Annotated in this window: 11 protein-coding genes; 10 read left to right on the top strand and 1 reads right to left on the bottom strand. The window is 43.2% G+C overall.

The annotated features are described in order from the left end of the window. Positions 1 to 405: 405 nt before the first annotated feature. Positions 406 to 1,332, bottom strand: a complete 927-nt coding sequence (locus tag ASV53_RS08450; RefSeq protein WP_094956773.1) for a glycosyltransferase family 2 protein — start codon at positions 1,330 to 1,332, stop codon at positions 406 to 408. Positions 1,333 to 1,453: 121 nt separating this feature from the next. Between ASV53_RS08450 and ASV53_RS25420 the strand changes: the two genes are divergently transcribed. The 10 genes from ASV53_RS25420 (at position 1,454) to ASV53_RS08405 (ending at position 11,428) form a co-directional block, all read left to right on the top strand. Beyond that, complete coding sequence (locus ASV53_RS25420) at positions 1,454 to 1,612, top strand: hypothetical protein (RefSeq protein ID WP_205049191.1); 159 nt, start codon at positions 1,454 to 1,456, stop codon at positions 1,610 to 1,612. Next, positions 1,609 to 2,979 (top strand): lipopolysaccharide biosynthesis protein, encoded by a 1,371-nt coding sequence (locus ASV53_RS08445; protein ID WP_094956772.1) that lies wholly within the window; start codon positions 1,609 to 1,611, stop codon positions 2,977 to 2,979. The genes ASV53_RS25420 and ASV53_RS08445 overlap by 4 nt, the downstream gene beginning before the upstream one ends. Beyond that, positions 2,976 to 4,292: an O-antigen ligase family protein gene (locus ASV53_RS08440; RefSeq protein ID WP_094956771.1), complete on the top strand. Its 1,317-nt coding sequence runs from the start codon at positions 2,976 to 2,978 to the stop codon at positions 4,290 to 4,292. The genes ASV53_RS08445 and ASV53_RS08440 overlap by 4 nt, the downstream gene beginning before the upstream one ends. Before the next feature lie 9 nt (positions 4,293 to 4,301). After that, positions 4,302 to 4,997: an acyltransferase gene (locus ASV53_RS08435; RefSeq protein WP_094956770.1), complete on the top strand. Its 696-nt coding sequence runs from the start codon at positions 4,302 to 4,304 to the stop codon at positions 4,995 to 4,997. 3 nt (positions 4,998 to 5,000) lie between these two features. Continuing rightward, positions 5,001 to 6,173, top strand: coding sequence for a glycosyltransferase family protein (locus ASV53_RS08430; protein ID WP_094956769.1), 1,173 nt, complete (start codon positions 5,001 to 5,003; stop codon positions 6,171 to 6,173). Positions 6,174 to 6,243: 70 nt separating this feature from the next. After that, a complete protein-coding gene (locus tag ASV53_RS08425) occupies positions 6,244 to 6,600 on the top strand; it encodes a hypothetical protein (RefSeq protein ID WP_062690046.1) in 357 nt (118 codons plus the stop codon). 2 nt (positions 6,601 to 6,602) lie between these two features. Next, positions 6,603 to 8,045 (top strand): GumC family protein, encoded by a 1,443-nt coding sequence (locus tag ASV53_RS08420; protein ID WP_094956768.1) that lies wholly within the window; start codon positions 6,603 to 6,605, stop codon positions 8,043 to 8,045. Between the two features lie 9 nt (positions 8,046 to 8,054). Then, positions 8,055 to 9,128: a glycosyltransferase gene (locus ASV53_RS08415; protein ID WP_094956767.1), complete on the top strand. Its 1,074-nt coding sequence runs from the start codon at positions 8,055 to 8,057 to the stop codon at positions 9,126 to 9,128. A gap of 12 nt (positions 9,129 to 9,140) precedes the next feature. Continuing rightward, positions 9,141 to 10,937, top strand: a complete 1,797-nt coding sequence (locus ASV53_RS08410; RefSeq protein ID WP_094956766.1) for a sugar transferase — start codon at positions 9,141 to 9,143, stop codon at positions 10,935 to 10,937. 179 nt (positions 10,938 to 11,116) lie between these two features. Beyond that, a complete protein-coding gene (locus ASV53_RS08405) occupies positions 11,117 to 11,428 on the top strand; it encodes an STAS domain-containing protein (protein WP_094956765.1) in 312 nt (103 codons plus the stop codon). The last annotated feature ends 1 nt before the right edge of the window (position 11,429 follow it).

Genomic DNA, 11,429 nt, shown 5'->3' with positions numbered 1-11,429 from the left:
CATGATATTCGAATTGACTGTGCCAAAGCTTAAGTAAACTTAAGTTTTGTATTGGTCACTCAGTTCATTGATGCCAAATTCATTGTCACTTAAAAAGTCACAATGAACAGTTTTGACTATTCATTTCACGAGTGCCCACACAGATTGCATGGTCAAATTGTTAAAGAGCTTTTCTTCGGCTTTCGCTCTGAAGAGGTGCGCCATTCTAAAGAAATCAAGGTAAGTGTCAAACACTTTTTGAAACTTTATTTTTAAAGGCTTTCACCGTACTAACACGTTGCTAGTCATCTCGTTTTGAGAAGCAGCTCTCCGTGTCAGTGAGGCGGCATTATAGAGACTTACTGACATCTGACAAGCCTATTTTTAAAATAAAAAAACAAACGAATAGATAATAAGCAATGATGGTTATTTAGCCTTTTTAAACATCATTATTCGTAATGCATCACCAGCCATTGCACGTAAGTGGCGTCGGCTTGGTTGAAGGCAGCATACAAATACTTCTTGAGAGAGTGATAGCCAATATATTCTTTCCTCTCTATTACACTCTGCAATACTTGTAATCCAGCGAAGATAACCCGCGATTAGATATCTAGGATACTGCTTCATTGCATTGCGATGTCGAGACAGAATCACCCTGATAGCATTCAGACGTTTCTCATGGTCACGGCTTATCGCCCCCTCACGATCAAAAATATAATGACACAGTGGCCTATTAACTATCCCGACCTTCCCGCATCGAGCGAGCTTCAGCCATAAGTCCCAATCAGAAGCTGACTTTAGGCTTTCATCAAAACCACCGACCGCCATTACAGCTAACTTATTTGCAACAACAGTACTCGTACCAACAACATTCTCAGCGAAAAGATGACGAAATATCTTGTCCTCTACAATATGATGACCTTTTTGCTTCATGAACCCTTTAAATCTAGGCCAGTATTGGAAACATGAATAAGTGAGGTCTCCTGCTTCTGTGACATGGTAATAATCACAGAAGCTGAACATGATATTTGGCGATAAAACATGAAGTGTTAATTGGTGTTGGAGTTTTCCCTCTAACCAATAATCGTCAGCATCTAGGAATGCTATCAAATCATATTGGCAATGCGTTATAGCCATATTTCTCGCCCCAGATGCACCAAGTCGATGTGTATGAATAACCTTTACATCACCCTGCGACTTTAGCCACTCTCGAGAACCATCGGTCGAGCCGTCATCTATAATAATGATTTCAACGGTTACATTCTGACTACGAACACTCTCTATAGCTCGAGGTAATGACGCTAAGCAGTTATAGTTGGGGATGATAACGCTAACCCCTATCTCATCCTTCATATCCAGCCCATATTATTTCGACTAATAGCAATGACTACATGCAAGTGACAAGCCATTACGTAATGGCATTAAACTTGTATTAATTCACCGAAGTCGTAAATGTTAGGTGAAAGCAATGATAATGAAGAATGATGGAATAGAAGAGGAAAGTAAGCGCTGTAATTCGCAAGCTTTTCATGCTTTATTTTGCCATGCACCCTCTATTAGTATCACTTTTAAAATGCAAAAAGAGCCGCTATTTGCAAAAGAGGTAAATAAAAACGTTAAGGCAACAGCATGACAGCCCCTGTAACTATGGCTACCTATGCTCTGGGCCTTATCATAAGCAAATTGATTGGGTTACTCTTACAACCTTGGGTAACACAATGGCTAGGCATTCATGAGTACGGACAATTAGATGTACTCGTTATTCTTGTCACATCTCTTTCTATTATTTTGACGTTTGGACTCCCTGACGCCATTTCTCGCTTCGCTCATAATAAAGAAATCAATCAAGTTGATCTTATCGCTGGCGCACTATGGTTAATGATCTGTATCAGCGGCATTACCACAATTTTGTTGTGGATGAATGTAGGAACTCTTCAGCAGTGGTTACCAGGAGAGCCCTCCCTATTCTCATTGCGATGCCTACTCTTTAATTTATTTCTTAATACATTATGTACAGTTCCCCTGACTAAGCTGAGGTTAGAAAATAAAGCTCCAAAATTTGTTATGGCACTACTCACATTCTCACTGAGCCAAGCATTACTTATCCTGCTACTTACGCCTCGATTGGGTATTGATGGGATAATGATCGCAGGTGTCATTGCACAACTGATCCAATTCCTTTCATTAATAACGTCATTCCCTGCTCCTCGCCAACAGCATTTCAGGTTATTACTTCGCTATGGGGGAGCAATCACCACCGCTGGTATCCTTGCTTTTATTACGCTTGGTGCTGAACGATGGGCAATTGCCGAGGTACTCAATCTCAATGAACTCGCGACCTATGCAATTGCAATGCAGTGGGCAATTGCCGCTAGCCTGCTATTAGAGCCTTTTGGTTTGTGGTGGTTTCCACAACGCTTTCGTTTTATCGACACTGAAAATGAGCAAAGATATGCAGCCTTAATGGGAGTCACCGCCTGTCAGCTAAGCAGCGTTATTACAGCTTGTGTTATAACTATTGGCCCTAGTTTTCTAACTCTTTGGCTCCCTGAGGAGTTTCATAAAAGCGCAAACATCCTCCCCATACTGGCTGTAATGATGATGTTCAAGCATGCTAGTACTTACTTAAATATGGGGTGCTATCAGCAAGAAAATGGAAAAAGTGTTCTACAAATTAACGTGATCAGCGCATTAGCTGCTCTCGTAATTATTTTTGGTGTACTTCCTAATTGGGGACTACCAGCCCTACTTGCGGGCGGGGTATATCTACAATTACTACGACTCAGTTTATTTTACATATGGAGCCAACGTTTATTACCTCTTCCTTACCCTCATGGTCGTTTAGTCATCTGCTACTTATTTGTACTCAGCCTTACGATTGCTCATTTCATCTCTCACCCAACTTTAAAATACATAATAACTATAAGTCTCATTATTTACTGTCTCTGGTCATGGCGAGATAAGAGCCGTTATCATACAAAAATGTTAAGACGCTTATGACTATTCGTACCCAGTGTTTTATCGCTCTCCTCTGTAGTCTATTAATTGCCGCACTATGGTATCTACAAGGTAATATAACGTTAGTTATTAGCGCACTATTTCTGTTACCTTTTATCATTAATCAAGCCGTTTTCGTCTGCCTGTTTTTTATTATTTTTTCTTACTTTCGTATCCACGAAGCCTTCCCTGTTTTAATGCCATTACACATCCCTCAATACTTAGCTTTAGCCAGTTTAGCAGGACTGTTCTGGCAACTCTGGCTACAAAAGTTACCTTTGGCTTGGCACCGTTTACAAACACAGCTATTACTTTTTAGCTTTTGGGTTTTAATTTGCTGCACACTCGCGACGAACAGAGCCGAAGCATTTTCCAACTTTAATGGCAATTACATTAAAATGATTATTATGGTTTTTGCTATCGCTTGGTTACCAACTAAGCTGACCCAGCTAAAAAAAATCCCTCTTCTGCTACTTCTCAGCGGAGCTTGTATTGCCATTCTAGCTTTGTATAACAAGGCTAACGGAATTGGCTTAGTCGAAGAAACCCGAGTGACAATCAGTCGTGACATTGGCTCCATTCTTGGTGATCCCAATGATCTTGCACTCGTTTTACAATTTCCTGTTTCATTTGCGCTTGCTTACACATTTAGTGGAACCGTATGGCAAAAAATATTTAGTGTCATTGTGCTTATCATTTTGATTGCAGGCGTCATTGCAACACAAAGTCGAGGAGGGCTACTCAGTATTGGCTGTGGTGTCTTTGCCATTCTTATTCTTAAATGTCGCTCGATTGTGTTTCCTAGCATCATTTGTATGATCGGTGGGTTAGCGTTAATTGCATTGGCAGGTATTAGTGATCGGGCATCTGGAGGAGCAGCAGAAGAAGGCATAGATGAATCTGCCATGGGGCGTATTTATGCTTGGCAGGCAGCATGGCGTATGACGCTCGCGAATCCGATGACAGGTGTTGGTTTAGATAACTTTTACTTCAACTACTATTTTTATTCTCCCCATTGGGATGGGAAAAACCATGCTGTCCATAGCACCTGGTTACAAATCATGTCTGAGACAGGTTTTGTCGGGTTGGTACTATTCCTGCTTATGGTTATTACAGCACTGCAACTTTGTTATTCACTATTAAAGCGACTGACGAATCATGAAATGCTGCCTTTCGCACAAGGATTATGGCTTGGTTTACTATCATTTTGCGTCGGGGGAACCTTTTTAACCCAGGGAACAACTTGGCCTCTTTATATTCTGATTGGACTTGTTCTGGCACTAAATAGATTAATTATCAATCAGAATATTCGCTAAGGGGAACACATGCGCACAATCGTTAAAAACATGCTAGAGCCCACGCAAATAGCCATGATAAAAATCTATTTAAAAGCTTGGAGAAACGTTGTTTTTCCCGTCATCCCGTTCGTTCATAACATTATTTACCAGCTGCATGTTGCGATCAAAAACAGTCTGCATTGCATAATACAAAAACTGTATTACACCCCACTCTTTTTATCTCAAATTTCATCACCACCTAAACAGCTTCAGCTTTACTCTGGAATGCCACTACTACTAGGCACAGTCAATATTCAAATGGGAAACCATTGCGTTATTTCAGGCGTATCCACCATTACAGGCCGGGTTTGGGGAAAGAAAAAACCACAATTACTCATTGGAAATAACGTAGAAATCGGCTGGCAAAACACCCTCGCTGTCGGCAGCACAATACAACTTGACGATAATGTAAGACTGGCTGGAAAAGTATTTTTAGCAGGCTACCCAGGACACCCGATTAACCCAATGGATCGTGCAGCAGATCAACCAGACTTACCCCAACAAGTCGGAGATATTCACCTTTGTCGTAATGTCTGGCTTGGTACAGGTGTCATCGTTATTGCAGGTGTGACAATTGGAGAAAACAGCATTATTGCAGCAGGAAGCGTCGTGACAAAAAATATCCCAGCTAATGTCCTGGTTGGCGGAAACCCTGCTTGTGTAATCAAACAACTGGAGTACTAATTTATGGAGTTTCTTGTTTTTGGTGAAGATTGGGGACGCCACCCATCCAGTAGCCAACATATTATTTCACAACTCATGCACTCCTACCCTGTGACTTGGGTTAACTCGATAGGGTTGCGCCAGCCAAGCATTAATCGACGTGACATAGTACGAATAAAAGAGAAGTTACTCGCCAAATTCAGCGCTAAAAATCCTACGGTAGATTCATCGGCTAATAGCCAAGAAAACCACCAGCAGACAACGCCCACTCATATTGTTCAGCCTTTAGTGTGGCCACTGGCGCAGCATACTGGATTAAAAATATTAAATAAATTGAGCCTACAACGGCAACTGCCTAAAAAGCGTTATCAACGCGTTATCTGGACTGCACTACCAAGCGCTATCGATCTCCTCTCTATCTGCGACAGTGACTTAGTCATTTATTACTGTGGCGATGACTTTTCAGCATTAGCAGGGGTGGATCATCAAGCCACCGCAGCTGCCGAGCAACGCTTAATGCTTCGCGCTGATTTAATCTTCGCTTGCAGCCCGATGTTGCAAGCAAAATTGCAGCAACTGAATCCACAGAACCCCGTTATATTGCTGCCACATGGCGTTTCACTTTCGCAATTTGCGACACCTCAACCCGCACCAGCCAATATTAACCTTAAACGAACGAGCATTGGCTTCTACGGCAGTATCGATCAATGGTTAGATCAACAATTGCTAAGAGAACTCGCCATACAGCGGCCGCTTATTAACTTTTACTTGCTCGGGCCCATTAATACGGATATCTCAGCACTCGCTGATCTTAACAATATTCACTTACTCCCCACCCAACCGCATGAACAGCTTGCACGCTATCTCCAGCACTGGGATATGGCAATCCTACCCTTTAAAAACACACCACAAATCCAAGCATGCAACCCACTAAAATTAAGAGAGTATTTAGCTGCGGGGTGTCCCACCATCAGCAGTGACTTTCCTGCAACACAGCCTTATCGCTCTGTCATTAAAACAGCCACCACAACCGAGCAATGGCTACAGGCTATTGACCACTATAGCCATTGGGGGCGAATCGAGCGCAACCACTACCAAACACAAACGCGTCAACTGATAGCCGCTGAAACATGGCAAGTCAGGGCGAAAGAAGTGACAGATCGCATATCTCATCAGCTAAAACACAAAGTAAGTTAATCAAACGACAACACGGCACTTTTTTTGCTACTACTGAGAGAGGGATTTTCGAATAAATAAAGGATCAAGTATGCCAAGCACAACCAAACACATATTACGTGTTAGCTACTTAGGGTTGCTATTACTGAGTGGCTGCGCGACAACCACACAAACAGCTCAGCAACTTGAGATCTTTTTTAGCCCAGAGCAAGTCTCACTCAATGTTGAGCAACAACGTAAGGTCCAACAATTTTTTGAGGATAATCCCTACCACCAGCTTGCGGCTTATATTGCCCCTGCGAACCTCAACAATCCTTTTGATTCGCTACTACAAAGCCAAAAGCGGATGCAGGCAATCAACAAAATATCCTCAGCGAAAAACATACCTTTACGCACTGAATTTGCCCCCAAACAACAACCTGATACCGTGCTACTCAAGAGGCTATAACAATGCGTTCTAAGTTATTTGCCCAACTTTATCCGTTACTGCTGGCCTTGTGGAAACACCGTTATTTAGTGGTTATTCCAGTGCTTGTCATGCCAATACTGATGATGATTGGCGGCTCACTAAAAGCCAAAAACTATTACGGGCAAACAACGATCTTGGTCCAAGAAACCTCAATGCTCAATCCATTTTTGGAAGACCTTTCAATTGCAATGAACCTAAAAGAACGAATAAAGGCATTACGTGTACTCATACATAGCCAATCCGTTCTAGATAAAGTGGTGAAAGAGGTCGGCCTTGCCAGCAGCCAAGATATAAAAATGATCAAGTCTTATCGCCAACAACTAAACAAACAGTTAAAACTCAACTTGGTAGGCAATGACGTCGTACAACTTGAATTAACTTGGCATGTTCCCAAAGAGATCCCCTCAATTTTGAATGCTGTATCAACGCTATTTCTTGAAAAATTAAGAGCCCCAGGAAGAGCGTCCATTGATGGTTCTGAAATATTTTTACAGCGAGAACTCAGTGCAACACAAAAAGACTTAGAGTTGGCAGAAAATGATCTCGCTATTTTCAAAGCGCAACACGCAGATAACTTACCCCACCTACAAGGGTCAAATATCCAAAATGATGCCCAGCTGAAAACCATGATCAGAGAAACAAAGCTGGCTCTACTTCACGCTCAATCTAAACGCGATAACCTTTATCAACGACTCGCCAGTACCAATCCTGTGGTTGGGATGATGGAGGAAGCGATCGTGATTGCTGAAGCGGAATTAGCAATACTTCGTGCTAGCTACACCGATAAGCACTCTTCGATCAAAGCATTATTGCTTAAACTCAATAGTTTAAAACAGGAGCGCTCACGCTTAATGGATGAGCAGCAATCGCTTAATCCAGATGAGATTAGCCAGCTATGGCAACGTATTGCCAACAACTCGCAAAACAGCAACAGCAAAACGCAGCCCATACTATTAAGTCAATTTGAGAAACTACAACAAGCTGAAAATGAGCTCAATGCCCGCATTGAAGAATTAAAGATCCTACGCCAACAAGCAAAAGATATGGAATTAATGCGGAGCGAATATGCAGAGTTAGAACAGCAGCTCACGGTACTGCAACGAAACTACGATATAAAGTCTCGCATTTATAACCAATTATTCGAACGTTACGAAATGGCAAAAGTCACAGGTCATCTCGGTCGATTTGAGGAATCTGACAAACTGAAAATTATTGATTTACCGACAGTGCCAACGGAAGCACTCAATTGGCCTTGGTGGCTCAACTTTTGCTTAGGTATAGCAGGAGGGCTTGGGCTTGGACTATCGCTCGCTTGTGTAGTGCAACTCTTTGATACGCGTTTATACCAAAGTGCACATATTAGTCGACTCACGAATGCCCCCGTACTTATTCGTATTCCAAATTTTCAACATACTGCTAATTAGGGAGTCACTATGGATCATGTCACCTTGCAAGTAGTTCAGCATCTTCATCCTGGTGGCATTGAACACCTGGTGTTAAACCTATTGCGCTTCTCTTCACCAGGCTATAAGCAGTATGTGGTAGCGCTTGAAGGCAACAAAGTCGACGCGATTAAAGCATGGCCTGAACTGCTTCCTTTTAAAGACCAACTTTTTTTCCTGAACAAACCCACAGGAAAAAGCTTCACGACCGTGATTAAGCTACGTCACTTAATCCGTAAGCTGAATGTCAAAGTGGTTCACTCACACCACATAGGCCCACTCTTGTATAGTCGTCTTGCCACTATCACAACACCTGTCCGTCATATCCAAACCGAGCATGACAGTTGGCATTTGCACAATGCGAAACAACGTCGGTTAACCAAATGGCTGTTAAGTAGTAAAAAAGTACAGTTGGTTGCAGATGCTCCTCGTGTTGCGTTACAGCTTGAACGGATGCTTGGTCGTCCAGCAGACCACGTTATTCTCAATGGCATAGATACCGACCACTTTTCACCTGGGCATCAGCTTTTTTCTCGCCAGCACTTATGCCTCCCTCTGAATAAAATATTAGTCGGCTGCGCAGGACGCTTAGTCAAAGAAAAGGGGCTTGATATTGCGATAATGGCACTTACCCAACTTCCTAACGATCATCACCTTGTGATTGCCGGACAGGGCCCTGAAGAATCCGCCCTCAAACAACTCGCCTCACAATACCAAGTAAACCATCGCATTCATTGGTTAGGCTATTGCAGCAAAATGCGAAACTTCTATCGTGCAATTGATCTTTTTTGTATGCCATCACGACAGGAAGGATTACCGCTGGCTTTGCTTGAAGCCCAAGCCTGTGGCAAAAGTGTTGTGGCGACAAAAGTGGGTGGGATCCCTGACCTACTGTGCCCGCTATCAGGAATACTGGTTGAGTCAGACCTTCCTCAACTGTTTGCCAATGCATTAATCGAAGGGTTGAAACACAATAAAGAAGTCAGCATTCACAATGCACGGTTTGTACGTGACTGTGCCGATGTGAGAACCATGACAACCCGTTATGAATCATTAGCTTTTTAGCAAAGGAGCGTAATGATGTTGTGGTTTATCGTTATATTTCTGAGCATCTTGATTATCTATCATCATATTGTGTACACCGCGGTAATGATCCGCTTAGGTAAGTATCACACCAATGATCGATCCACTTCGCCGGCCGCTTCTCACCATGACGAATACCCGTGTATCGCTTTAGTCATGCCCGCTCATAATGAAGCCAATTATATGGCTGCCAAACTGGCGAACATATTAATGCTCGATTACCCTGCAGAAAAACTCAGCGTCCATATTTGCTGCGATGGCTGTAGCGATAATACCTCTGAGATCATTAAAGAGTGGCACCCCAAGTTTGAGCAAGCGGGGATTAAGCTAGAATGGACAGATAAAGCAAACAACCGAGGTAAGCTTGCACGTCTGAATGCCTTGATGGCGCAAGTGTCCACCCAATACGACCTTATTGCGCTCAGTGATATCTCTGCACTTATTTCTATTGATGCACTCACTCAGGCTGCCCACAGTTTTCAAAACACTGAAACCGGCGCTATTACCAGTTGTTATCTACTCGCAGATGCGACTGAAGGGGAAAGGCAATATTGGCAATGGCAAAATAAAATTCGTCACGCTGAATCCCAACTTGGTAGCGTGATGGGAGGTAATGGGGCTTTTTATATTATGCGCGCCTCCCTGTTTACGCCCTTGCCAGAAGACACCATTAATGATGACTTCATGTTACCTATGATGGTGATTAAACAAGGCTACAACGTTCTCCTCAATCAATACATAAACAGCGTAGAAATTTCACCATCAACAGATCAGCAAAACCACCAGCGCCGTCAACGCATTGGGGCGGGTAATTTGCAACAACTGATACGCTGTCGATTCTTATTTTCGCCAAAACAAAAAAAGTTGGGTTGGCTATTTGGTTCAGGTAAAGGGCTTCGCACTGTCATGCCTTTCATTTTGATTGGCTATCTTCTTGCAACCAGTGCACTCGCTATCCAAGGATCGTTACTGGCGAGCCTGCTTGTCATTGGTCAACTCTGCGCCTACTTCCTCGCATTACTGCCCGCCTGGGGGGTTAATCAGAAGCACTTAAATAAATGGCACTATTTAGTGGGCGGCTATTACTCTTCACTGTTTGGCATGGTGCGTTATCTCAATGGTCAATTTAAACAAGGTTGGCGCCACCTACCACCGCTTTACGACTACCAGGCGCGCTCAACACAATGCTGTAAGCGTCTCAGTGATCTCGTATTAAGTTTAATAGGATTAGTGCTTACTTTGCCGCTTTGGCCTGTGATCGCACTGCTGATTAAGCTCGATTCAAAAGGCCCCGTTTTCTATCGTCAACTGCGAGTCGGTCAAATCAGTGAACAACACACGGACTTATTTGAAGTCATTAAATTTCGCACTATGACTCATAATGCCGAGCAAGATTCTGGTGCGGTATGGGCACAACAAGACGATCCTAGGATCACCCGTATCGGCCGATTTTTACGCGTAACACGATTAGATGAACTGCCACAATTTATCAATGTCATTAAAGGCGATATGGCACTGATAGGGCCACGCCCTGAACGCCCACAGCTTTGTGGCGATTTGCAAAATGCATTGCCATTCTACTTAGAACGCACAGCAGGTTTACGCCCAGGGATCACTGGGTTAGCGCAAGTAAGCCAAGGCTATGATCGCTGTCTTGACGATGTAAAAGCCAAAATAGCCTGGGACCATGCTTATGCCGCCGCACTAGGCTCGCCGTGGCAATGGCTAAAGATGGACACGTTTATCATCTTCAAAACCATTCTCGTTATGGTGACTAAACGCGGCCAATAATCGTCATAATCACGACATATCCTCCCGTGATCACCTTCATCCAGCAATTTGGCATATAGCTTGAATAGACATTATTACCCTAATGGAACAGGAGTAATATCATCACGCTTGTTCCTCTCGATACACACATGGGCCATCACGCAGAATCACAACGCTGATGGCACTATAACGAGGTTAATATGCCAAGTATGACTGAATCAGTAATCGCACTTTCTCTGCAGGATGAATTCGATGCGCATGTTGCCAAGCAGATGGAAAGTCAGTTAGAAACCCTGAGTAAAACCGAGCTATCTGAGCTCGTTATTGACATGACCAAGGTACAATTTATTGACTCCTGTGGAATTGGTGCCATTGTTTTCTTATACAAGCGGTTGAAAAGCCGCGGCAAAGCGTTACGCCTACTTAACGTGAATGGCCAACCTCGCCAGCTGATAATAATGTTACGGATTGACAAGGTGATCCCGCTGATCACCACAGCGGAGCTGAATTAAT

Source organism: Photobacterium sanguinicancri (assembly GCF_002265265.1).
Classification (GTDB): domain Bacteria; phylum Pseudomonadota; class Gammaproteobacteria; order Enterobacterales; family Vibrionaceae; genus Photobacterium; species Photobacterium sanguinicancri.
This window is presented reverse-complemented; position numbering and strand designations above follow the sequence as displayed.